This is a genomic window from Bradyrhizobium canariense (assembly GCF_019402665.1).
In the GTDB taxonomy this organism is placed as follows: domain Bacteria; phylum Pseudomonadota; class Alphaproteobacteria; order Rhizobiales; family Xanthobacteraceae; genus Bradyrhizobium; species Bradyrhizobium canariense.
Genome location: NZ_VSST01000088.1, coordinates 1 through 23,935 on the forward strand (window position 1 = coordinate 1; position 23,935 = coordinate 23,935).

General features: G+C 64.6%; 22 protein-coding genes. 8 read left to right on the plus strand and 14 right to left on the minus strand.

Annotation, left to right across the window (positions count from 1 at the left end; translation table 11 throughout):
• Positions 1-264 (plus strand): hypothetical protein (locus FXB41_RS36835; protein WP_219685271.1); only part of this gene is annotated, 264 nt, incomplete at its 5' end.
• Here the strand turns inward: FXB41_RS36835 and FXB41_RS36840 are convergent.
• Positions 225-443 (minus strand): hypothetical protein, encoded by a 219-nt coding sequence (locus FXB41_RS36840; protein WP_219685272.1) that lies wholly within the window; start codon positions 441-443, stop codon positions 225-227. The genes FXB41_RS36835 and FXB41_RS36840 overlap by 40 nt on opposite strands.
• A 222-nt stretch (positions 444-665) precedes the next feature.
• Here FXB41_RS36840 and FXB41_RS36845 point away from each other — a divergent pair, with 222 nt between their 5' ends.
• The 4 genes from FXB41_RS36845 to uraD all read left to right on the plus strand — a co-directional run bounded on the left by FXB41_RS36845 (position 666) and on the right by uraD (position 3,276).
• Positions 666-944: a hypothetical protein gene (locus FXB41_RS36845; protein WP_007601447.1), complete on the plus strand. Its 279-nt coding sequence runs from the start codon at positions 666-668 to the stop codon at positions 942-944.
• An 89-nt stretch (positions 945-1,033) separates the two neighbouring features.
• Positions 1,034-1,447, plus strand: coding sequence for a DUF3830 family protein (locus tag FXB41_RS36850; protein WP_007601448.1), 414 nt, complete (start codon positions 1,034-1,036; stop codon positions 1,445-1,447).
• The gene (puuE, locus tag FXB41_RS36855; protein WP_219685273.1) at positions 1,448-2,383 is read left to right on the plus strand and encodes an allantoinase PuuE; all 936 of its coding nucleotides are present in this window, start codon (positions 1,448-1,450) and stop codon (positions 2,381-2,383) included.
• 5 nt (positions 2,384-2,388) lie between these two features.
• Entirely contained in the window at positions 2,389-3,276 is an 888-nt protein-coding gene (gene uraD / locus FXB41_RS36860; protein WP_219685274.1) for a 2-oxo-4-hydroxy-4-carboxy-5-ureidoimidazoline decarboxylase, read from the plus strand.
• Here uraD and FXB41_RS36865 read toward each other — a convergent pair.
• Genes FXB41_RS36865 through FXB41_RS36875 form a run of 3 tightly spaced genes read right to left on the minus strand, consistent with a single transcriptional unit; the run spans position 3,273 to position 8,240 of the window.
• A complete protein-coding gene (locus FXB41_RS36865) occupies positions 3,273-4,670 on the minus strand; it encodes a nucleobase:cation symporter-2 family protein (RefSeq protein WP_219685275.1) in 1,398 nt (465 codons plus the stop codon). The two genes, uraD and FXB41_RS36865, sit on opposite strands and share 4 nt — an antisense overlap.
• 22 nt (positions 4,671-4,692) lie before the next feature.
• Positions 4,693-7,416: a molybdopterin-dependent oxidoreductase gene (locus FXB41_RS36870; RefSeq protein WP_219685276.1), complete on the minus strand. Its 2,724-nt coding sequence runs from the start codon at positions 7,414-7,416 to the stop codon at positions 4,693-4,695.
• Positions 7,413-8,240: an FAD binding domain-containing protein gene (locus tag FXB41_RS36875; RefSeq protein ID WP_219685277.1), complete on the minus strand. Its 828-nt coding sequence runs from the start codon at positions 8,238-8,240 to the stop codon at positions 7,413-7,415. The genes FXB41_RS36870 and FXB41_RS36875 overlap by 4 nt, the downstream gene beginning before the upstream one ends.
• 153 nt (positions 8,241-8,393) lie before the next feature.
• On the opposite strand from FXB41_RS36875, the gene FXB41_RS36880 reads away from it, so the two are divergent.
• Complete coding sequence (locus FXB41_RS36880; RefSeq protein ID WP_219685278.1) at positions 8,394-9,743, plus strand: 8-oxoguanine deaminase; 1,350 nt, start codon at positions 8,394-8,396, stop codon at positions 9,741-9,743.
• Between the two features lie 107 nt (positions 9,744-9,850).
• On the opposite strand, the gene FXB41_RS36885 is transcribed toward FXB41_RS36880, so the two are convergent.
• From FXB41_RS36885 to FXB41_RS36900, 4 genes are all read right to left on the minus strand, one after another.
• Entirely contained in the window at positions 9,851-10,927 is a 1,077-nt protein-coding gene (locus FXB41_RS36885; protein ID WP_007601459.1) for a BMP family ABC transporter substrate-binding protein, read from the minus strand.
• A gap of 78 nt (positions 10,928-11,005) precedes the next feature.
• Positions 11,006-11,923, minus strand: coding sequence for an ABC transporter permease (locus FXB41_RS36890; protein ID WP_219685279.1), 918 nt, complete (start codon positions 11,921-11,923; stop codon positions 11,006-11,008).
• Positions 11,910-13,001: an ABC transporter permease gene (locus FXB41_RS36895; RefSeq protein ID WP_219685280.1), complete on the minus strand. Its 1,092-nt coding sequence runs from the start codon at positions 12,999-13,001 to the stop codon at positions 11,910-11,912. Before FXB41_RS36895 ends, FXB41_RS36890 begins: the two co-directional genes overlap by 14 nt.
• Positions 12,985-14,556: an ABC transporter ATP-binding protein gene (locus FXB41_RS36900; RefSeq protein ID WP_219685281.1), complete on the minus strand. Its 1,572-nt coding sequence runs from the start codon at positions 14,554-14,556 to the stop codon at positions 12,985-12,987. Before FXB41_RS36900 ends, FXB41_RS36895 begins: the two co-directional genes overlap by 17 nt.
• Positions 14,557-15,127: 571 nt before the next feature.
• Here FXB41_RS36900 and FXB41_RS36905 point away from each other — a divergent pair.
• The gene (locus FXB41_RS36905; protein ID WP_007601464.1) at positions 15,128-16,237 is read left to right on the plus strand and encodes a hypothetical protein; all 1,110 of its coding nucleotides are present in this window, start codon (positions 15,128-15,130) and stop codon (positions 16,235-16,237) included.
• Positions 16,238-16,364: 127 nt separating this feature from the next.
• Here FXB41_RS36905 and FXB41_RS36910 read toward each other — a convergent pair whose 3' ends face one another.
• The 6 genes from FXB41_RS36910 to FXB41_RS36935 are packed head-to-tail and all read right to left on the minus strand — an operon-like array spanning position 16,365 to position 22,251.
• Positions 16,365-16,850 carry a nucleoside deaminase gene (locus tag FXB41_RS36910; protein WP_219685282.1) on the minus strand — a complete coding sequence of 162 codons (486 nt, stop codon included), beginning with the start codon at positions 16,848-16,850 and terminating at the stop codon, positions 16,365-16,367.
• A gap of 13 nt (positions 16,851-16,863) precedes the next feature.
• Positions 16,864-18,396: an ABC transporter ATP-binding protein gene (locus FXB41_RS36915; protein ID WP_219685283.1), complete on the minus strand. Its 1,533-nt coding sequence runs from the start codon at positions 18,394-18,396 to the stop codon at positions 16,864-16,866.
• Positions 18,393-19,076 carry a biuret amidohydrolase gene (gene biuH / locus FXB41_RS36920; RefSeq protein WP_219685284.1) on the minus strand — a complete coding sequence of 228 codons (684 nt, stop codon included), beginning with the start codon at positions 19,074-19,076 and terminating at the stop codon, positions 18,393-18,395. Before biuH ends, FXB41_RS36915 begins: the two co-directional genes overlap by 4 nt.
• Before the next feature lie 25 nt (positions 19,077-19,101).
• Complete coding sequence (locus FXB41_RS36925) at positions 19,102-20,028, minus strand: ABC transporter permease (protein WP_007601468.1); 927 nt, start codon at positions 20,026-20,028, stop codon at positions 19,102-19,104.
• Position 20,029: 1 nt separating this feature from the next.
• Positions 20,030-21,142 (minus strand): ABC transporter permease, encoded by a 1,113-nt coding sequence (locus FXB41_RS36930; RefSeq protein WP_219685285.1) that lies wholly within the window; start codon positions 21,140-21,142, stop codon positions 20,030-20,032.
• Positions 21,139-22,251 (minus strand): BMP family ABC transporter substrate-binding protein, encoded by a 1,113-nt coding sequence (locus FXB41_RS36935; protein ID WP_219685286.1) that lies wholly within the window; start codon positions 22,249-22,251, stop codon positions 21,139-21,141. Before FXB41_RS36935 ends, FXB41_RS36930 begins: the two co-directional genes overlap by 4 nt.
• A 404-nt stretch (positions 22,252-22,655) precedes the next feature.
• Here FXB41_RS36935 and FXB41_RS36940 point away from each other — a divergent pair, with 404 nt between their 5' ends.
• A complete protein-coding gene (locus FXB41_RS36940; protein ID WP_035995577.1) occupies positions 22,656-23,915 on the plus strand; it encodes an allantoate amidohydrolase in 1,260 nt (419 codons plus the stop codon).
• Positions 23,916-23,935: the final 20 nt, after the last annotated feature.

Here is a 23,935-nt window from a genome sequence, read left to right on the forward strand (position 1 = left end):
AAGCAAAGCTCGGGCGAGATCAGCCGCGAGGCTGCGAAGCTGTGTCTGCAATTCAAAAATGCGAGCTGGAAGCGTCGCGTTACCGCGTCATACTCCGTCATTGCGAGCGCAGCGAAGCAATCCAGAAATGCATCCGTGGAAAATGTCTGGATTGCTTCGTCGCAAGAGCTCCTCGCAATGACGACGTGGAGGCAGTTTCGCTTGATCGCGCTAGGCTTCCCGCATCACCGTCCCGCTGGTGCAGACATCGCGCCGTTGGAATAGCGCGACCAGTCGGGCTCGGTCGGCTGCGACGGCCACAGCGCGGCGTTGGAGTCGCGCACCGACTGGGTGATGGGATGGGGTTGCGCCTTGCGGACATGACGGCGGTCGTTCGCCGCGGCAGTCTGGATGGTGGCGGCGGCAATCAGCGTCGCGCCGAGAATGATAAAGGTCTTTTGCATTGTTACTTTCTCCCGTGACGGCGCCCGGCTGTGAGATGTTTGTGTGGTCGTCGTCGCGGCTGACATGGCGATGCGCCCAGCCGATATCAGCGTTCGCGAGATCACATTGGGGCGAGCCAATTTTCTAGCCTCGGCTAAATATTCGGCAATCGCGCCCGTAGCCCCGATGGACTTGACCTGCGCAATCCGGTTCAATGGGCCAAATCTGGTTTCTGGGCGACAATGATGTCGAAATATCTGCTGGTCCTTCTGCTGATCGCCTCGCCGGCCGTGGCGCAGGTCAAGCTGACCCCAAAAACCTCGGCGGCGCATCCGGACCCCTGCGCGCCGATCGGACGGACCGCGGACGGCAAGCTGGTCTACTCCATGAAATGCGAGAATTTGCCGGTGCCGCCTCCGCCGCCGCAGGCGGAACTGAGGGAGGCGCCGCAGCCCGCCGCCGAGCCGGAGCCCGAGACGCGGCGGAGTGGCGTTTTCGGCTGGTCCTACGACCGCAGGTAACCGGCCGCGCCCCTTGCGCGAAGCCCGACGGAGTGCTCTTTGCCTGAAAATTCCCCGTGGGGCCACCGCCCCCGATCCAGAGAGATGAGATGACCAAACTCGTGATCCGCGCCGGCGACTTTACCTTCGATGCCCGTTTCGAGGAGCAAGCGGCGCCCAAGACTGTCGCCGCGTTCCGCAAGGCGCTGCCGTTCGAAAGCCACATCATCCACGTGCGCTGGAGCGGCGAGGGCGTGTGGATGCCGCTCGGCGACCTCGATTTCGGAGTCGGCTACGAGAACCACACCAGCTATCCCGCGCCCGGCCAGATCATCCTCTATCCCGGCGGCATCAGCGAGACCGAGATCCTGATGGCCTATGGCGGCGTGCACTTCGCGAGCAAGATGGGCCAGCTCGCCGGCAACCATTTCATCACCTTGACGTCCGGCCTGGAGAATCTGGCGACGCTCGGCAAGAGCGTGCTGTGGAAGGGCGCGCTGCCGATCCGCTTCGAGGAAGTCTGAGTGACTGGTACCCGCTACCCGCGCGATCTCCGCGGTTACGGCCGCAACCCGCCGCACCCGCAATGGCCCGGCAACGCGCGGGTCGCGGTGCAGTTCGTCGTTAATTTCGAGGAGGGCAGCGAAAACAACATCCTGCATGGCGACCCTGCCTCGGAAGCGTTCCTGTCCGACGTGCTCGGCGCACAGCCTTGGCCCGGCCAGCGCCACGCCAATATCGAATCGATGTTCGAATATGGCTCGCGCGCCGGCTTCTGGCGGCTGTGGCGGATATTCAGCCAGCGGAAGTGGCCGACCACCGTGTTCGGCGTCGCCACAGCGCTGAAGCGCAATCCGGAAATCGTTGCTGCCATGAAGGAGGCGGGCTGGGACATCGCCAGCCACAGCCTGAAGTGGATCGAGCACAAGGACATGACCGAGGCGCAGGAGCGCGCGGAGATCGCGGAAGCGATCCGCGTCCACACCGCGGCGACCGGCTCGCGGCCGCTCGGCTGGTATACCGGACGCTCCTCGATCAACACCAACCGTTTGGTGATGGAGGAGGGCGGCTTCCTCTATCTCAGCGATTCCTACGCAGATGATCTGCCCTATTGGGTCAGGGGCGCGAGCGGCAAGCAGCTCGTCATTCCCTACACGCTCGACGCCAACGACATGCGGTTCATCAATCCGCAGGGCTTTGCCGAAGGCGAGCAGTTCTTCACCTACCTGAAAGATGCCTTCGACGTGCTCTACGCCGAAGGCGAGAGCGCGCCGAAGATGATGTCCGTCGGCCTGCACTGCCGTCTGGCCGGACGTCCCGGCCGCGCGGCGGGGCTGATCCGCTTCCTCGACTACATCGGCAAGCACAAGCGCGTCTGGGTGCCGACGCGGTTGCAGATCGCACAGCATTGGCACGACAAGCTCGCGCACCTTGCGGCCGACGCATTCGAGATCGGGTGAGGGCGATGTCGCAGATACCGCTGTCCGATCTCAATGTCGCGAGCTTCGACGATTTCGTCGCAGTACTTGAAAACGTGGTCGAGTACTCGCCTTGGATTGCCCAAGAAGCCGCGGCGCGCCGTCCGTTTGCCGGCATCAATCCACTGCTCGACGCGATCAAGGCGGCGATCGCGAGCGCTGAGCCCGAGGTGCAACTGGCGCTGATACGTGCGCACCCCGACCTTGCCAACAAGACTCAGCGCGCAGCGGGACTCACGCCTGACTCGAGTGCCGAGCAGAATAGCGCCGGCCTCGACCGTCTGTCGGACGCCGAATACGCGGCCTTCGAGCGGGCGAACAATGCATATCGCGAAAAATTTGGTATCCCCTATATCGTCTGCGCGCGCCGGCATACCAGGGATTCCATCCTGCGGGACTTCGAGGCGCGGCTGCAGAACATCGCCAAGACCGAGACACGCCGCGCGCTTGAGGAAATCTCTCGTATCGCTGCTCTGCGTCTCGATCAGCTCGTCATCGCCGATGACAAGCTCAAGGTGCACGGCCGGCTTTCGACCCATGTACTGGACAATCACGCCGGCAAGCCCGCGCCGGGTATTCCGGTCGAGCTGGTCGAGCTCGCCGCGCTCGGGGAAAGCCGCGTCATCGCGCGCACCGTCACCAACGCAGACGGCCGCACCGACCAGCCGCTGATCGGCGGCCGCCCGCTGCCGATCGGCCGCTACGAGCTCCGGTTTAGCGTGGCCAAATATTACGCCGAGCGCAACGTGCAGCTCTCCGACCCGCCGTTCCTCGACGAGATCCCGCTACGCTTTGCGATCAGCGAGCCGGAAAGCCACTACCACGTGCCGCTGCTGGTCACGCCGTGGAGCTATTCGACCTATCGCGGCAGTTAAACATGTTGCGCGGATGAGGCGACCGCTGCTGCATCCGCTTCCGCCGCTGCGCCGCCGCTCAACCCGTTGAAGAAGGCGTTGAGCAGCACCGAGACGATTGCACACAGCAGGATGCCGGACTCCAGCAGCGGCTGCAGATCATGCGGCAAATTCCTGAAGAAGCCGGGTGCGGCGAGCGGGATCAGGCCGAAGCCGATCGAGATCGCGACGATGAAGAGATTGTAGCGATTGTTGCGGAAGTCGACCGAGGTGAGGATACGTGCGCCAGTCGCGGCGACCATGCCGAACATCACGAGGCCGGCGCCGCCGAGCACGACCAGCGGCACGGCCTCGACCAATGCGGCGAGCTTCGGCAACAGGCCGAGCACGAGCATGATGCAGCCGCCCGTGACCGTCACCCAGCGCGAACGCACGCCGGTGACCGAGACGAGACCGACATTCTGCGAGAACGACGTGTACGGGAAGGTGTTGAAGATGCCGCCGAGCAGCGTGCCGACGCCGTCGGCGCGCAGGCCTCGGCTCAGGGCTTCGCGGTCGACCGTCTTGCCGGTGATGTCGCCGAGCGCCAGGAACATGCCGAGTGATTCGATCATCACCACGATCATGACGACGCACATGGTGATAACTGGTACCAGATGGAATTGCGGCATGCCGAAGCGGAACGGGATCACGAGCGCGCCCCAGGAGGCCGCAGCGACCTTGTCGAAATGCATCACGCCCAGAATGGTCGCGAGCACGGCGCCGGCGATGATGCCAAGCAGCACGGCGACGTTGGCGAGGAAGCCGGTGCCCCATTTGATCAAGCCGAGAATGAACAGCAGCACGAACAGCGAGATGCCGAGCCCCTGCAACTGTCCGTAGGCCGGATTGGGAAAGCTGCCGGCGACGCCGTCGACCACCTTCGTCAGCGTCGGCAGGCCGCCGCCGGCCCAGTTGATGCCGACCCGCATCAGGGAGATGCCGATGACGAGAATGATGCTGCCGGTGACGACGGGCGGGAACAGCGGTAGCAGCCGGCTGACGAACGGCGCCGCGACGATGCCGAACAGGCCGGCGGCGATCACTGAACCGTAGATGCCGAGCAGGCCGATCTCAGGTGAAGCCGCCATCGACAGCATCGGACCGACGGATGCGAACGTCACGCCCATCATCACAGGCAGGCGGATGCCGACACCGGGAAGACCGAGGCATTGCACCAGCGTCGCAAGTCCGCAGGCGAACAGGTCGGCGCTGATCAGGAAGGCGACATCCTCCGGCGGCAGCTTCAGCGCGCGCCCGATGATCAGGGGCACCGCGACCGCGCCGGCATACATCACCAGCACATGCTGAAGCCCGAGCGCCAGCAGGCGCGGGACCGGCAAGACCTCGTCGACGGGATGCACTTCGCTGCTCATGGATCAATCCCCCGAAATATGCCTATCCAAACTTATCGTGCAGCGCCGGAAACAGCCGGTCCGGCTTGAAGGGCGGCGCAGTGAAGCGGATGCCGGTGGCGTCCGCGATCGCGTTGCCGAGCGCGGCGGCGACCGGATTGTACGGACTCTCGCTCATCGACTTCGCCCCCAGCGGGCCGATCGTGTCGGAGGTCTCGGCGAAGAAGACCTCGGTGCGGGGCACATCGGCGAAGGAGGGCAGGTGGTAGTCGCGGAATTTGGGGTTGGCGACGCGGCCATCCGCATCGATCACCATCTCCTCGTAGAGCGCGGCACCGAGCGCCTGCGCGACACCGCCTTCGACCTGACCACGGCACTGCATGGGATTGGCGACGACGCCGGCGTCCGCTGCGTGCACGCTCCTGAGAATCCGGAGCTCGCCAGTGGCCTTGTTCACGGCGACGCGAAAACCCTGCACGTTGAAGCCGACCGAACGCGGCGTGCCGCCGGAATTGCCGGCGCCTGCGAACGGCTGTCCGCGTTCGCGCGCGAGCCTTGCCAGCTCCACAAAGGACATGCGCCGCACGCCACTGACGACGGCTTCGCTCTCGAGCGTGCAGCTGCCGACGTCGCAGAGCCATGCGCCGGCGGCGGCCGCCTTCAGCTCGGTCGCAAGCTGCATGGCTGCCGCATGCGTCGCCTTGCCGGCGACGAACATGCCGGCGCTGCCATAGGCGCCGGTGTCGTGGCCGCCATGGGCGGTGTCGGATTGGCGCAGGCGGATGCGGTCGACGGTGGTCGCAAGCGTGGTCGCCGCGATCTGCCGGTGCACGGTGCTGGTGCCGTTGCCGAATTCGGCGGTGCCGACGGTGAGGTCGAAGCTGGCGTCGTCGTTGAGCGTGACCATCGCATCCGCGAGATGGCCCGCCGGGGGCACCGTGTCGATCATGGTCAGCGCGACGCCGTCGCCGATCAGCCACTCCGGCGATAGGTCCGGCTGTGGACCATCAGCCTGCATCGCGCGCTCGACGAGGTCGAGGCACTGGTCGAGTCCGTAGGAGCCGTAGTGCACATCGTGAAATTCCGACGGCGGCGGCGACACCATGGGATCGCCGGGCTTGACGACGTTGCGCCGGCGCATCTCGTAAGGGTTGATGCCGAGCTGCTTGGCCAATTCGTCGATCGCGGCCTCGACCGCGATGAGTGTTTGCGGCAGACCATAACCGCGAAACGCGCCTGCCGGCACCGTATTGGTGTAGACCGCGTAGCCGTCGACCCGCTTGTTCGGGCAATTGTAGACGCTGATGGATTCGGCCAGCGAGTGGAACATCACTGGGCCGGCGTGATTGCCGTAGGCGCCGGTATTGGAGAGCACGTCGAGCTGGAGCGCCGTGAGCTTGCCGTTCGCGTCGGCACCGGCCCTGACGTGGACCCGCATCGGATGCCGCGTCGAGGTTGCGATGAACTGCTCCTCGCGGGTGAGCTCCAGCTTCACCGGCCGTCCGGTCTTGAGCGCGGCGAGCGCCAGAATGTCTTCGACGAACATCTCCTGCTTGCCACCAAAGCCGCCGCCGACGCGCTCGCAGAAGACGCGGACCTTGTCCATGGGAAGTTCGAAGATATCAGACAGCGCGCGTCGGGTCAGGAACGGCACCTGCGTCGAGGTGCGGACATTGAGCACGCCGGAAGCATCGAGCCAGGCGAGGCCGCCATGAGTTTCCAAAGCGGCATGCTGCACACGGTGACTATGGAAGGTGCCCTCGAAGGTGGCGGCGGATGTCGCGAGCGCAGCCGCCACGTCGCCGAATTCGCCATGCGTCTCCGCAGCGAGGTTGCGCTGGGCATAGGCGATGCGGTTCGCGGTGGTGCGATCGGGATGAATGACGGGCGCGCCGGGCGCCATCGCCTGCTCCGGATCGACCAGCGCGGGCAAAATCTCGTAACTGACCTTCAGCCGGCGGCATGCGTCCTCGGCCGCGGCTTCGCTGTCTGCGACCACGGCGGCGACCTTCTGGCCGATGAAGCGGACGATGTCGTCGAGAACACGGGTATCCTCGGGATCCATCCAGTCCTTCTCATGCCGCGCGGTCGACATCAGAGTGGTTGGCGCATCCTCATGCGTCAGTACCGCGTGCACGCCGGGAACGCTCAGCGCTTCCGACTTGTCGATCGCGACGATCCTCGCGTGGGCGTGCGGCGAACGGAGCAGCTTGATATGCAGCAGGCCGTCGATCTGCGTGTCGAACGTGTAGCGCGCCTTGCCGCGCACGACATCGGGGCCAGCTGGCGCCGGCAGGCTGCGGCCGAATGCGGCGCCGGCTTCGACGCCCGCCTCGACATTGGTCTTGCCGAGCAGCGCGTCCTCGATCGCGCGATAGCCGGTGCAGCGGCAGATATTGCCCTTCAGCGCGACGCCGAGATCGGTGCGCTGCGCCTGGTTCAGCGAGGCACAGGTCAGGATCATGCCGGCGGTGCAAAAGCCGCATTGAAAGCCCTGCGCATCGAGGAAAGCCTGCTGCATCGGATGCGCGCCGCTGTCACCGCCGAGGCCTTCGATCGTCGTGACCGCGCGCCCGTCGGCGCGGAACGCCGGGATCAGACAGCTATGCACCGGCTCGCCGTCCAGCAGCACGGTGCAGGCGCCGCAATCGCCGGCGTCGCAGCCCTTCTTCACGCCGAAATGGCCGAGCTCGCGCAGGAACGTGCGCAGGCACTGGCCGGCGCGCGGCTCCTGTGGAAACGTCGTGCCATTAACCTCGAAGCTCATGCCGGCGGTGCTCCGAGGAGTTCGTCGCGGATCTCTTCGGCGAGCCGCAGTGTCATGTGCTTGCGCCAGAGCGGCTTACCGTGGATGTCGGTATGGTAGAGATCGTCCGTGATCTGCTGCGCGATGGAATCGCGAAGCGCTTTCGTGTCGGGGACCTCGCGAAAGGACAACCGGATCGGCCGCACCGTCGAGGCGGTGACCGTGAGCGTCAGCGTGCCATCGGCATCCAGACTGCCGATCAGGAGCGCCGCCGAGCGGCCGACCGGCGCCAGCGAGATCTGGCGGAAGGCCGTACGACGTTTCAACGCGGCGATCGGAATATCGATCTGCCGGAGCAGGTCCCCCGGCGCCAGACGGTTGTGTTGGTCGCCGATGACGAAATCGATGACGGGCATCATCTGTTCGCCGCCGCCGGCCTTCCAGATCGTGCAGACGCCGTCCAACGCAGCGGTGAGCGAGATCATCGGTCCCGCCGGAAGCGACATGCAGAGATTGCCGCCGACGGTCGCCGTCTTCCAGATCTTGAACGAAGCCAGGAAGGCGCGGCAGCACTGGTTGATCAGCGGTGCCGCGAACCAGTCGGGTGGGCAGGCGAATCCATCGAGCTGCGCGACGGTGCAGGTGGCTGCGATGCTGAGATGGCTCTCGGTGACCGTCAGCGCCGGCCATTTCAGGTCGGTGAGATCGATGAGCCGAGTCAGGTGAACTTGCGGCTCCGAGAACAGCCAGGTGCCGCCCGCGAGCCAAGCATCACCTGGCGTCCAAACGGGCAGCTGCGCGCGCGTTTGCGGATGGGCGACCGCTGTGATGGTATTCAAGTCCATGGCGACGCCAACGCTTCCAACGAGTGAATCGAACCAGGAGAAAGTCTTGCAAGATGAGCGCCAAGTCGCAACAACAAGTCGCAGCAAAAGTGCAATCAGGCCGGCCCCTGCCTTGCAGGTCTGTCGTCGGCGGATGTGAGGAGGAGCAGGTTGATGAGCGACGCAAAGCCGATCTGGATCAGGGATCCCCTGGCTATCCTCGCCGATGGCGCCGAGCGCGGGATCGTGGTGAGAGGCGGCCGGATCGTCGAGCTGGTGCCGGCCGGCGCTGCGCCTGCAACCGCTGACGTCGCGGTGTTCGATGCTGGCGACCACGTCGTGCTGCCGGGCCTCATCAACACCCATCACCATTTCTACCAGACGCTGACGCGGGCGCTGCCGGCGGCGATGGACCGCGAGCTGTTTCCCTGGCTCCAGGCGCTCTATCCGGTGTGGGCGAAGCTGACGGCTGAAGCTCTCGAGCTCGGCGTCACCGTGGCGATGTCCGAACTGTTGCTGTCGGGCTGCACCACCACGACGGATCATCATTACGTCTTCCCGGCCGGGCTCGAGGAGTCCGTCGATATCGAGGTAGACGTCGCACGGCGGCTTGGTATGCGCGTGCTGCTGACGCGCGGCTCGATGAACCTGTCGCAGCGCGACGGCGGCCTGCCGCCTGATAGCGTCGTGCAGGATGAGGACACCATCCTCGCGGACAGCGCGCGCGTGGTGGCGAAATATCACCAGCGCGGCGCGGATGCGATGGTGCAGATCGCGCTCGCACCTTGCTCGCCGTTCTCGGTGACGACGTCCCTGATGCGCGCCACCGCCGATCTCGCAGACAAGCTCGATGTGCGCCTGCATACCCATCTGGCCGAGACCGAGGACGAGAACAAATTCTGCCAGGAGATGTATGGCTGCCGTCCGCTCGACTATCTCGAACAATGCGGCTGGCTCAATGCGCGGACGTGGCTCGCCCATGGCATCTTCTTCAATGCAGACGAGATGAAGCGGCTCGGCAAGGCGAAGACGACGATCAGTCATTGCGCCTGCAGCAACCAGCTTCTGGCGTCGGGCTGCTGCCCCGTCTGCGAGATGGAGGAGGCCGGCGTCGGCATCGGGCTTGGTGTCGACGGATCGGCTTCGAACGATGGATCGAACCTGATGCAGGAGGTCCGGGCTGCGTTCCTGCTACAGCGGGCGCGCTACGGGGTGACGAAGGTCAGTCATAAGGATGCGCTGCGCTGGGCCACCAAGGGCTCGGCGGCCTGCGTCGGTCGACCGGAACTCGGTGAGATCGCCGTCGGCAAGGCGGCCGATCTCGCGCTGTTCCGGCTCGACGAGCTACGCTTCTCCGGCCATGGCGATCCCCTGGCCGCGGTCGTCCTGTGCGGGGCCCACCGGGCCGATCGGGTCATGGTGGCGGGGAAATGGGCCGTGATCGACGGAGCGATCCCGGGCCTGGATGTCGCCGATCTGATCAGCCGCCACAGTTCCGCGGCGCGGGCGATGCAGGCGGGATAATCAGCAAAATAGAAAGAGGGGGCGACCACAAGTGCCGGGTGCTTCTGGCCACCCCCTCCAAACCTCCTCCGGGAGGAGCAGGTGATTTAGGCAAAGCAAGAAGCGTGCTACTTGCCCGGCAGCTTGTCGTCGATGCCTTTGACATAGAAATTCATGCCGAGGATCTGGCCGTCGTCGAGATTGGCGCCGCCCTTGCACTCGACAGGCTTGCCGTCCTGCCCAAGGACCGGGCACTTGAACGGATGCAGCTTGCCCGCGGTGATCGCGGCCTGGGCATCCTCGGCGATCTTCTTCACGTCGTCAGGCATGTTGGTGTAAGGTGCCATCGCGAACATGTGGCTGTCGAGGCCGCCCCAGCTGTCCTCGGATTTCCAGGTTCCGTCGAGCTCGGCCTTGACCCGGGCGATGTAGTAGGGACCCCAGGTATCGAGGATCGAGGTCAGCTGGGTCTTCGGCCCGAACTTGATCATCTCGGAATCCTGGCCGAAGGCGAGCTTGCCGCGTTCGCTGGCGATCTGCATTGCCGCGGGCGAATCGGTGTGCTGCATGATCACATCCGCGCCCTGGTCGATCAGCGCCTTGGCGGCGTCGGCCTCCTTGCCCGGGTCGAACCAGGTGTTGGCCCAGATGATCTTGACCTTGATGTTCGGGTTGATGGTCTGCGCGGCGAGGATCGTCGCGTTGATGCCGGAGACGACCTCGGGAATCGGGAACGAGCCGATATAGCCGAGCACGCCGGACTTCGACATCTTGGCCGCGATCAGGCCCTGGATGTAGCGGCCCTGGAACCATTTGGCCGAATAGGTCGACATGTTCGGGTTGCGCTTGTATCCGGTCGCGTGCTCGAAATGCACGTTCGGATATTTCTTCGCGACCTTCAGCGTCGGATCCATGTAGCCGAACGAGGTGGTGAAGATCAGCTTGTTGCCGGCGCGGACGAGCTGCTCGATGGAGCGTTCGGCGTCGGGGCCCTCAGGCACGTTTTCGAGAAAAGTGGTCTCGATCTTGTCGCCGAGCTCCTTCACCAGGGCCTGGCGTGCCAGCTCATGCTGATAGGTCCAGCCGAGGTCACCGACCGGGCCGAGGTAGATAAATCCGACTTTCAGCTTGTCGGCGGCGGAGGCTGCACTGACGCTCCCGGCAAGCAAGAGCCCGGCAGTCAGCGCAAGAAGTGATTTCCTCATCATCAATCTCCAAACATCAGGGGAAAGCCACGATCCGCAACGTGCGCGCCCCATCGCGCCCGCCCCGGAAATGAAACGCTAGCGGTCAGGCACGAACACGGTGCCAAGCGCAGCCGGTGCGGTGGATCCGCCCGTGCGCGCGCGGGAGAGCAGGACCAGGACGATGACGGTCGCAAGGTAAGGCAGCGCCGACATCAACTGCGAGGGAATGCCGACGCCCCAGCCCTGCGCGTGCAGCTGCAGGATCGTCACCGCGCCGAACAGATACGCGCCGACCACGAGGCGGCCCGGCCGCCAGGACGAGAACACCACCAGCGCCAGCGCGATCCAGCCGCGGCCTGCGGTCATGCCCGGAATGAAGAACGGCGTATAGGCGAGCGGCAGATAGGCACCGGCAAGTCCGGCGCAGGCGCCGCCGAACATGACCGCTAAGGTGCGGATGCGCAGCACGGGATAGCCGAGCGCATGCGCGGAGACATGGTTGTCGCCGCAGGCGCGCAGGATCAATCCTGACCGCGTGCGGTACAGGAACCACCAGACGCCGATGACCAGCGCCAGCGAGAAATAGACGAAGGCGTCCTCGCCGAAGAACACGCGGCCGACCAGCGGGATATTCGTGAGACCGGGAATGTCGAGATGCAGCGCCGGCGTGATGCGCTCGCCGACGAAACCGGCGCCGATCAGGCCGGAGAGTCCGACGCCCAGGATGGTCAGCGCCAGCCCTGTTGCAACCTGGTTGACCGCAAGCCCGAGCGCCATCAGCGCGAAGACCAGTGACATCAAGGTGCCGGCGACGATGCCGAACAGTGCGCCGATGAAGATCGAGCCGGTCAGCCACGCACCGGCAAAGCCACATGCGGCGCCCACGATCATCATGCCCTCGACGCCGAGATTGAGCACACCGGATCGTTCGGTCACGAGCTCGCCGGTCGCCGCGATCAGGAGCGGCGTCGAGGCGGCGAGCACCGCGAGGATGATGGCTTCAACCAGCTCCACGAGGCACCTGTCGGTTCGGGAAGACCAGCTTGAAGCGATAGAGAATGAGGGAATCGCAGGCGAGCACGTAGAACAGCAGAATGCCCTGAAAAACCTTGGTGACGTCCAACGGGATCTTCATCGCGATCTGCGCCTGCTCGCCGCCGATAAAGGTCAACGCGAGAAAAAGGCCTGCAATTAATATTCCAAGCGGGTTCAACCGGCCGAGAAAGGCGACGATGATCGCCGTAAAACCGTAACCCGGCGAGATGCCGGGCTGGAGATGCCCGACCGGACCCGCGACCTCGATGATGCCGGCGAGGCCCGCCAGCGCGCCGGAGACGGCGAAGGTCAGGATGATCAACTGGTTGGAATTGAAGCCGCCGAACCGCGCCGCGCGCGGCGCGGCGCCCACCACACGGATCTCGAAGCCCTTGATGGTGCGTCCGAGCAGGATTACGGCTGCCGCGACGACGAGTAGGGCGATGATCGAGCCCAGATGCAGCCTGCCGCCTTCGATCAGCAGCGGCACCGTCGCGACAGGATCGAACTCGGCCGTGGTCGGGAAATTGAAGCCGTGTGGATCGCGCCAGGGACCGCGCACGAGATAGTCGAGGAAGAGATCGGCGACATAGACCAGCATCAGGCTGGTCAGGATCTCGCTGGCGCCGAACTTCACTTTGCAGATTGCGGGGATCAGCGCGTAGAGCGCGCCTGCGGCGGCGGCGAGCACGAGCATGACCGGCAGCACCCAGACGCCGGCGTCGGTGCCCTGCGTCTTCACCGCAATCCAGCTTCCGGCGACCGCTCCGATCAGGAATTGCCCTTCGGCACCGATGTTCCAGGCATTGGCGAGATAGCAGAGCGACAGCCCGATTGCGATCATCACCAACGGTGTCGCCTTCACCGCGATTTCCTGCAGCGAATAGCTGTCGGTCAAAGGCGCGATGAAATACGCGTGCAGCGCGAGCAGCGGATTCTTGCCAAGGATAGCGAACAGGATGACCATGGTCACGATCGTGAGGCCGATCGCGATCAGCGGAGAGATCAGCGCGATCGTGTTGGAGCGCTCGGCGCGCTTCTCAAGCACCAACTGCATGCGCGGCCTCCTTCGGCTCCAGCGTGCTGCCGCCCATCAACAGGCCGAGTTTTTCGCGCGTCGCCTCGCTGGTGGCGAGCGGTGCGGACAGATGGCCATGGAACATCACCGCGATGCGGTCGGCGATTTCCGCGAGTTCGTCGAGGTCCTGGCTGGTCACGAGCACGGCAGCGCCTGCGGTTGCGAGATCAAGCAGCGCTTGGCGGATGACGGCGGCCGCACCGGCGTCGACGCCCCAGGTCGGCTGGCTCACCACCAGTACCGCGGGATTGCGCAGGATCTCGCGTCCCACGATGAATTTTTGCAAATTGCCGCCGGAGAGGGATGCTGCTTCCGGATCGCGCTTGGCCTTGCGGACGTCGAAGGTCTCGGTTGCGCGGTCGACCGTCTTCAGGGTGGCCGCAGTATCGATGAAGCCGTGATGGACCATGCCGCTGGCGGCGTGCCCGGTGAGCAGCGCATTCTCCGAAAGTTTCATGCGCGGCGCGGTGCCGTGGCCGAGCCGCTCCTCGGGAACGAAAGCCGCGCCGAGCTTGCGGCGCTGCGTGATCGAGAGATGGCCGGCAGCAAGGCCTTCGATCACGATCGTGCCGGGATCCTTCGACAGGCGTTCGCCGGACAGCGCGGCGAACAGTTCGTCTTGGCCGTTGCCGGCGACCCCGGCGATGCCGAGGATCTCGCCGCCTTTCAACTCGAACGAGATGTGCTCGAGCCGCACGCCATGCGCCTCGCCGGGGGCGAGCGAGAGATCGTTGACGACGAGGCGCGGCACCGTGGTCTGCCGGCCGGCGGCCGCCTTCACCTCCTTGATCTCGCCGCCGACCATCATGCGCGCGAGCGAAGCGGCGGTCTCAAGCCTGGGATTGCAGGTCTCCACCTTCTTGCCGCCGCGCAGGATCGTTGCCGTGTCGCACAGGCGCTTCACCTCTTCGAGCTTGTGGCTGATATAGAGGATGGCGCGACCTTCGGCCTTGAGCCGCTCCAGCACGACGAAGAGCTGGTCGGCTTCCTGTGGCGTCAGCACCGCGGTGGGCTCGTCAAGGATCAGGAATTGCGGATCCTGCATCAGCGCGCGGACGATCTCGATGCGCTGGCGCTCGCCGACCGACAATTGCCAGACCTCGCGTTTAGGATCGAGCGACAGACCATAAGTCTTCGACACCTGCTCAAGCCGCGCCGACATGTCCTTGAAAGATTCTTTCCCGTCGAGGCCGAGCGCAACGTTCTCGGCGACGGTGAGATTGTCGAACAACGAGAAATGCTGGAACACCATGCCGATGCCGCGGCTGCGCGCCTCCGAGGGACCGGACAGCACGATCGGCTGGCCCTGCCAACAAATCTGGCCGGCGCTGGGCTGGATCAGCCCGTAAATCGCCTTGACCAGCGTCGACTTGCCGGCACCGTTCTCGCCCAGCAGCGCGTGGATTTCCGTTGGCCAGATATCGATGTCGATGGCGTCGTTGGCGAGGAAATCCCCATAGCGCTTGGTAAGCCCGATCGTCCTGAGGAGCGGGGACTCGCCGGAATGCAGGCCGTTAGTCGTTGAGTCCAACATTCGCTGATGCGCTTGCATGGGGAGAAGTGCCTCAATACTGAGCTAGTTTGAACCGCCGCGTAAGGTGTGAAAAAGCGTCATCCCTTGCTCAACGCTTCGGCAGCACGAGGTGTCGGCGAGTCGCGGCTCTCGCCAGTGGCGATCGTCCTCAGATACCTTCCGAGCAGCCTTGGCAGTCACGGCTTGCGTGTAACGCCTGTTGCAAATTTGTGACGGCTCAAGCCAAATCGGAACCCGCTATGCAGGCTTGGCGTGAAGTTGAGCAGAGACGCGCCATCGAGCGTATGCATTTGCGAACACCTCGACAGTGGCTCCCGCCCATCTTGTCTGCATTGTCCGGCCGACATGAAAAGGCGAGCGAAATCAAATGGGAATATCCGGCAATGGCCACTCTCGCCCGACGGCGTGGCGGTGACTTTGGCCTTCCAAATCCGCCGGTGAAACGCAGCGCCCTGTGCAAACAAGCGGCATACCTTGAAACAAGTTGAGGCTTCTCACTCCGGGAGATCGGCGCAAGTGTCGCACCCAAGGGACGTTCATTTTTACGTGTCCAAACTTGGGGGTATTCAGGATGTCGTTTCGTTTCAAGGCAATTGCAGCAGGCGCGCTGTCACTTGCTACGGTTGCTACCAGTGGCCTGGCGCAGGCGGCGGATCTGCCGGTCAAGGCTGCCAAGAAAGCGGCCGACCTTCCGTTCTTCCTGGTGATCGACGACCGCGTCACCTTCTCCTATATCTTCAATGCCTCGCAGCCCGGTGCGTTCACCAACACCAACGGCGTGATCAACGCCAAGACGACGAAGCAGGTCTACTCCTTCACCCACTTCGATGCCTGGACCTACGGCACCAATTTCTTCACCATCTCGATGTTCAAGTCGGACCACAACGATCCGGCAGGCCCGTGTACCGCCACAGGCGTGGTCGTTTCGCCGGCTGCGGGCTTCGCAGCGACGCCGACGAGCTGTGCCGGCGCGACAGAAATCTACGGCCTTTTCCGCTCGACCTTCGGCTGGAATGAGATCTTCAACACCAAGGCCTTCACGCAGGGCCCGCTGCATAACATCTCGTTCGAGGTTGGCATGGATGCCAACACGGAGAACCGGTATTTCGGCGCCGCCAAGCGCGACGTCGTCGCCGGTCTGCAGTTCGCCTTCGATCTTCCCTATAAGGGCTACTTCAACGTCGCGCCGCTCGTGTACTGGGAGTTCGCCAACCACAACTCCTTCTCGCAGTGCGGCGCCGGTTGGTCCGCTCCGTGTATTGCCGACGGCAACACGTCGTTCAAGCCGACCTGGGCGATCGAAACCAACTACTATATGGACCTCGGCTTCCTGCCGCAGAACATGCAGTATTTCTCGATCAGCGGCCGCGCGGCGTGGTACGGCAAGAAGGGCACCGACACTGAGCCGCTTCCCGCCAGCGTCGCCAACGGCGTCTATCCCACCAAGGTCGAGTTCAACTCCGAGCCGATCCGCCTGACCCTCGATGCTTCGAAGGCGGTTTGGGGTGAGAAGTACTCGCACTTCGTGGACGTCTGGGTCGCCTACCGCTATTGGCAGAACAAGTTCGGCCTCGATCACAACAACGCCGTGGCCTGCACCACCCTGGCCGGTGGCGCGAGGGTGAGCACCGGCTCCTGCACCGAGTCCTCGCTCTACTCCGGTGTCACTGTGAAGTTCTAGCCACCTGACACGCTTCAGGTGAACGACGATGGCGCCGCGTCAAACCTCCGCGGCGTCATCTTCGTTTGTGGGTAGGAACGTAGGGGATGAGCCGTCGGCGCGCTCTACGAAATTGAATTGGTGTTTGCTACTTCGTCCACACGCCATCGTGCAGCGCTTCGGCCTCGTCTTCGAGCAGCGGCCCCGCAACCTCTGTCGGCCGCTGGCCACTGGCAAAGACCTCGCGACAGGGCAGGTCGAGCGTCGGGTTCTCCGGATGATCGCCGGTGATGCCGCGCAGGCGGTGCTCGCTGAGCCCATAGACGACACGACCGATGCCGGCCCAGTAGATCGCGCCGGCGCACATCGCGCAGGGCTCGGCGGAGGAATAGAGCGTGGCCTTCGCCAACACCTCGCGTCCGAGCGTGCGGCAGGCCTGCGTGGCGGCGAGGCGCTCGGCATGCGCGGTGCCGTCGTGATCCGGCATGTAGCCGTTCTCGGCCTCGATCAGCACCTTGCCTTCAGCATCGACGACGATGCAACCGAAGGGATGATTGCCGTGGGTGAGGGAACGGCGGGCGACCGCAAACGAAAGGCGGAGGAAGTGCTCGTCGCGCTCGGACCCGCCGCTCATCGCTCTTCCCTGGTCAATGCCCCGCCATATGCCGGCCGACAACGGTCAGATCGGCTTCGCTGGTCCGTGCTTCATACACGAATTCGCCGTGGAACATCACCACCAGCCGATCGGAGAGTTCAAGGAGTTCGTCGAGGTCCTCGCTGACCAACAGCACCGCGGCGCCGCGGTTACGCGCGGCCATGATCTCGGCATGGATTTGCGCCACCGCTGCGAAATCGAGCCCGAAACAGGGATTGGCTGCGATCAGCACCTCGACGTCGCCGCCGAGCTCGCGGGCCAGCACGGCGCGCTGGACATTGCCGCCCGACAATGCCGAGATCGGCGTGTCAGGCGTGCGGGTCTTGATCTTGTACTGGGCGATCTTCTTCCCGGCGTCGACGCGGAAGGCGCCGCGGTTGAGCCACCAGCCGAGGCTCGCGAAAGGCGCGCGGTCGAACTCGCGGAAGGCGATGTTGTCGGCGACGCTCATGCCGCCGACACAGGCGTTCTTCAGTGGCTCCTCCGGCAGGAGTGACATATTGTGCCGCCGCATCTCCTCGCGGCTGGCGTGATAGGGATCGCCGGCGACACGGATCTCGCCGCTCTCGGCTGCGCGCTGCCCGGCCAGCACCTCGACGAGCTGGCGCTGGCCGTTGCCGGAGACGCCGGCGATGCCGACGATCTCGCCGGCACGGACCGTGAGGGAGACGTCATGCACGGCGATGGCGCCGGCGTCGTCGCGCGCGCGCATCTTCGTCAGCTCCAGCCTCGCCTTGCCGGCCTCACCGGTGCGCGGCGGCTGCACCGTCAGCTCCTCGGCGCCGATCATGGTGCGCGCCATCGCGTCCGGCGTCAGTTCGGAAACCTTGCCGGCGCCGGCGAGCTTGCCGCGGCGCAGGATCGTGACGTCGTCGGCGAAGGCCATGACCTCGCGGAATTTGTGCGTGATCATCAGGATGGTCAGCTCGCCCTTGACGACCATGTCGCGGAGCATGCCGAGCACTTCGTCGGCTTCCGCAGGCGTCAGCACTGATGTCGGCTCGTCCAGGATCAGGAAGCGACGCCTCAGGTAGAGCTGCTTGAGGATCTCGCACTTCTGCCGTTCGCCCGCGGAGATGTCGGAGACTTTTGCGCTGAGCGGGACCTTGAACGGCATGCGCGCGAGAAAGGCCTCGAGCTCCTTCATCTCTTTCGGCCAGTTCACGACGGCCGGCACGTCATCGCGCGCCAGCACCAGATTTTCGGCGACCGTCATCGCCGGCACCAGGGTGAAATGCTGGTAGACCATGCCGAGGCCGAGGGCGTGGGCGTCCTTCGGATTGCCGATCGCCTGCTCGCGGCCCCCGACGAGGATGTCGCCCTCGGTGGCGTGATAGTAACCCATGATGCATTTGACGAGGGTCGACTTGCCGGCGCCGTTCTCCCCGAGCAGCGCATGGAACGAACCCGGCCGCACTTTCAGCGCGATATTGTCCAGCGCCACGAAATCACCGAAGCGCATGGTCATGGCGATCGCGTCGACGCCGAAGGCGCCTGATGGCGGTGGCGTTTCGCCGACGATCACGAAATCGCTCCGATGAAGGCGTCGGAGGTCGAGACCGCACCGAATACGCCGCCCTGCATCTTGATCATCTTCAGTGCGTGCTCGTGATTGCTCCTGTCGGTCGCGCCGCAGCAATCGTGCAACAGCACGCATTCGAAGCCGCGGTCGTTCGCCTCACGCATGGTGGTGTGAACGCAAACGTCGGTGGTGATCCCGGTGAGCACGATGTTCTCGATACCGCGCACGCGCAGGATCAGCTCCAGATCGGTGGCGCAGAACGAGCCCTTGCCGGGCTTGTCGATGATCGGTTCGCCGGGCAGCGGCGCGAGCTCCGGGATGATGTCCCACCCGGCCTCTCCGCGCACCAGGATGCGGCCACAGGGGCCGGGATCGCCGATGCCGGCGCCGATCTGCCGGGAACGCCAGCGCTTGTTGGCGGGCAGATCGGAGAGATCGGGGCGATGGCCCTCGCGGGTATGGATGATGTGGAAGCCCTGTGCGCGCATCGCAGCGAGCAGCTTCTTGATGGGTTCGATCGGCGCCCGGGTCAGCGACAGGTCATAGCCCATCTTGTCGACATAACCGCCGACACCGCAGAAATCGGTCTGCATGTCGATGATGATCAGCGCGGTGTTCTCGGGACGGAGATCACCGTTGTAAGGCCAGGCATAGGGCTCGGACTTGAGGTAGCGCTCGGGCATGGACGACCTCTTTGCGTGTCGCGTGTTACCGTGTGATCGAGAGTTCGGCCGGGGCTCCGGTCAGCGTGCGTTTCGGCGAGCAGGTGATGATCATGATCGCCAGCGTCAGGATGTAGGGTGCTGCGTTGAAGAGGTGGTAGCCGGAGGTGACGCCGACCGATTGCAGCGCCGGGCCCAGCGCCGCGGCGCCGCCGAAGGCGAGCGAGGCCCACAGACACAGCAAGGGGTCCCAGCGTGCGAAGATCACGAGCGCCACGGCCGTGATGCCTTGGCCCGAGGACAGGCCCTCGTTCCAGCTTCCGGGATAGAACAGCGACAGGAACGAACCGCCGATGCCGGCGAGGAAGCCGCCAACCATGGTCGCGCGCAGGCGGATCAGCAGCACGGAGTGGCCCATCGCACGCGCAGCGTCCGAACTCTCGCCGGCGGTGCGGATCAGGAGGCCCCAGCGCGTGGTCCGGAAGGCCCAGTAGAGAATTGGCGCGAGCGCGACGCCGATCAGGAACAGCACGTTGACCCGTAGGGCCGCCCGTACCTGCGGAATGTCGCTCCACCAGCCGAAATCGATTGCCGGCAGTCGAGGCGCTGTCGGCTCGATCAACGGTTTGCCGAGATAGAAAGCTAGGCCGGTGCCGAACAGCATCAGCGCGATGCCGACCGCAATGTCGTTGACGCGCGGCAGTGAGCAGATGCCGGCATGCAGGGCGCCCAGAAGCGCGCCGGTAATGCCAGCGGCGAGCACGCCCAGCCACGGCGATCCCGTGAGGTAGGAAATGCCGTAGGCGCTCATCGCGCCCATCACCAGCGTGCCCTCGAGGCCGAGATTGATGCGGCCGGAGCGCTCGGTGATGCATTCGCCCAGGCTCACGAACAGGAACGGCGTCGAGACGCGAATGGCGCCGCCGAGCACGGCGAGTGGGACGGTCCAGAGTCCGATCGAGCCGTCTGCCATCTCAGGACTTTCCCTTCAGAAACCCGATGCGGCCATAGAGCGCATCGCTGGCCAGCACGAAGACGAAGATGATGCCTTGCAGCACCAGCACGGATGCATCCGGCAATCCGAGGCGGCGCTGCAACAGCCCGCCGCTGGCGCTGATACCCCCGAGCAGGATCGCGACGGGGATAATGGCGAGCGGATTTTGCCGCGCCAGGAAGGCGACGAGAATCCCTGTGAAGCCGTAGCCCGCGGCGAGGTTGGCGTTGGTGCGCCCCTGCACGGCGGCGACCTCGACCATGCCGGCAAGGCCCGCGGCGCCGCCGGCAAGGAAGCAGATGGTCAGGATCAACTTGCTGACATTGAGGCCGACAATCTTCGCAGCGCGGATGTTGCCGCCGGCAACGCGCGCGGCGAAGCCGAACACGGTGTGATAGATCAGGATATAGGCGGCAATCGCGGCGATCAGGCCGAACACCAGACCCCAATGCACGTCGGTGCCAGGTATCGATCCGATCATGTTGGCCGCGCCGATCTCGCGGGTCGACGGCTTGTTGAGGCTGGCGGGGTCGCGCATCGCGCCTTCGACGAGATGGTTGAGGACCGCGAGCGCGATGTAGACGAGCAGCAGGCTCGAGATCGTCTCGTTGACGCCGCGATATTGCCGCAGCGCGCCCGAAAGCATGACCCACAGGCCACCGCCGATCACGCCGCCGACGACCATGGCGATCTGAACGATCAGCGGCGGCATGCCCTGAAGCACCAGTGCTGCGCCGGTTGCCGACAGCGCGCCGATCAGGAGTGCGCCTTCGCCGCCGATGATGACCATGCCGAGCTGCGCAGGCAGCGCCGTGCAGAGCGCGGTGAGGATCAGCGGCGCCGCGCGCGTCAGCGTGTTCTGCCATGAGAACCAGGTGCCGAACGCGCCGTAGTACATGTAGAAATAGAGGTCGAGCGGGTTCTTGCCGAACATCGCGACGAAGATGCCGAAGACCACGAGCGCGCCGGCCAGCGCCGCGCCCGGGATCAGGATATATTCGATCGCTCCGCCGTGACGCTGGAGGAATCCCGGATCGGCGGCCGGGGCAACTGTCCCGACCGCTTCAACGGGATCCGCAGCTTCCGCCGTCACGAAGTCGCCCCGACCACGCCCTCCACGAGATAGTCCATCTTCTCGAGTTCGGGGTCCTTCTGGCCGCGATCGGTGCCGGCCGCGATCACCGTCTTGCCCTTGTTGTCGACCAGCCCTCCCTTGAAGATGGCGTAGCCGTCACCGGACAAGAACTTGGCCTTGACGTCGTCGGCGTGCTTGCGCGCCTCGGCGGAGACCGCTTCGCCATAGGGCGAGGTCTTGACGATCTCTTCCTTGAGGCCGCCGCGATAGAAGTTCGGGATGCTCTCGCCGGCGGCGATCATCTTGACGAATTTGGGGTACAGCGCTTCCCAGTTCCACTCGGCGCCCGTGAGATACGCCTTCGGCGCGAGCGGCGACTGGTTGACGTGATAGCCGCACACCATGGCGCCCCGACGCGCGGCGTTCTCGACCATGGTCTTCGGACCGTCGACATGGCAAGTGAGGACGTCGACGCCCTGATCGATCAGGCTGTTGGTGGCCTCGGCTTCCTTGACCGGCATCGACCAGTCACCGGTGAAGATGACCTGCGTGGTGGCCTTGGGATTGGCAAGCCTCGCGCCGAGCGCGAATGCGTTGATGTTGCGCAGCACTTGCGGGATCGGCTTGGCGGCGACGAAGCCGAGCTTGCCGCTCTTGGAGCTATAGCCGGCGACGATGCCCGAGATGTACTGGGCTTCATCGATATAGCCGAAATAGCTGCCGGCGTTCTTCGGGTCCTTGTCGCTCCACAGGCCGCCACAATGCTCGAAGTGCAGCTTCGGGAATTTGTTGGCCATCTTGACCATGTGCGGATTGTAGTAACCGAACGAGGTCGGGAAGAGCAGGGTGGCGCCGTCGAGATTGATCATGGACTCGATCGTCTTCTCGACCGCGTCGGTCTCGGGCACCTTCTCTTCTTCCACGACTTTGAGGCCGGGAATCTTCTTCAGCGCCGCCGCGCCCTGCGCATGCGCCTGGTTGTAGCCATAGTCGTCGCGCGAGCCGACGTAGATGAATCCGATGGTGGTCTCGGCCGCGAAGACGGGACGAATGCCCGTCGCCGCACCGAGGGTGACGGCCGCACCGCCCTGCAACAAATGACGTCGTGAGATCCTGCCAAATTCCATTGCTTGCTCCCCTTGGCGGATGCACCGCCTCATCTCGCTGCGCCGGTCTGGCGGAGCCCGGGATCAATTGTCGCAAGCTTCGTGCCAGAGGCTATTGAGGGAGCATTTCCGAATAAGTCGTTGGAAATATATTGTTATTTCATGTGTTCCGAACCTGAGCATGAAAGCAGCAGATGAAATTATAGGCATTATTTTATAGTTGTATGCAATGGAGTTAAGCAGGTCTTACCCGGCTTGAACATGTGCATGACGAGGGCCGGGCGGTCTGCCGGCGGCGGCATTCCATGCTAACCACGCGCTGCTTGGACCGGCGTCGGCAGCGTGATTTCGCTGGCACCGAACTTGAATCGATTGCCGCCAGGACCGCCGTCGCCGCGGTCCCAAGAGATGGAAAGCTCGCCGAGATGGCTGCTGGTAACGCCGTTCAGAATGGTTCGCTCGGCGAAGAGATCGTGCGAGGGATCAACGAGCTCGCGGCGATCTCGGAAGAAGGCGACAAGCTCACCCGCGTCTATCTGACCAGCGAGCTGCGCAAGGCGGCGGACCTCATCCTGAGCTGGATGCGCGACGCCGGCATGAGTGCGCGTCTCGACGCGATCGGCAATGTCTGCGGGCGCTACGAAGGTGAGCGGCCGGGCGCGCCTTGCCTGATGCTCGGCTCGCACTACGACACCGTCCGCGATGCCGGCAAATGGGACGGGCCACTGGGCGTGATCACGGCGATCGCCTGCGTCGCCGATCTCAACCGTCGCGGCAAGCGCCTCCCGTTCGCGATCGAAATCGTCGGTTTTGCGGATGAGGAAGGGGTGCGCTTTGCCTCGACCCTGCTCGGCAGCCGCGCGGTAGCCGGCACTTTTGACGAAAGCGTCCTCAACACACGCGACAGCGATGGCGTCGCCATGCGCGATGCGCTGGTGCAGTTCGGGCTCGATCCCGATCATATCGGCGCGGCCGCTCGGGCCCGGCGCGAGCTGCTTGCCTATCTCGAGCTGCACATCGAGCAAGGGCCGGTGCTGGAAGCACAAAACCTGCCCGTCGGGGTGGTCACCGCGATCGCGGGCGCGACACGGCTTGCCGCGCGGCTGACCGGCATGGCGGGGCACGCGGGCACGGTGCCGATGGCGCTCCGGCGCGATGCGTTGGCGGGCGCGGCCGAATGCATCGGCGCGATCGAGCAGTTTTGCCGCACCGACGAAGGCGGGCTGGTCGGCACCGTCGGCTACATCCAGGCGAGGCCCGGCGCGACCAACGTCATTCCGGGCGAGGTGTCGTTCACCATCGACATGCGGGCGCCGACCGACATGCACCGCAAGCGCGCGGTCGCCGATGCCGTCAGGCAAATCGAAGCCATCGCAAAGCGGCGTCAATTGACGCTTCAGCTCGACGTCACCCACGAGAACCGCACCGCGCCTTGTGCGCCCTGGCTCAAGGAGCAGATCGCGCAGGCGATCAAAGCGGAAGGTTTTTCCGTCTTCGAGCTGCCGAGCGGGGCCGGGCATGACGGCATGGCCATGATCGATATTGCCGATGTCGCCATGATCTTCGTCCGCTGCCGCGGCGGCATCAGCCATCACCCGGACGAGCATGTCGAGCTCGCCGATGCCGACGCCGGCGCGCGGGTGTTGCTGCGCGTGATCGAGAACTTTCGGCCGCGGGAAGGCTAAACTGAGCCCGCAAGTCACGG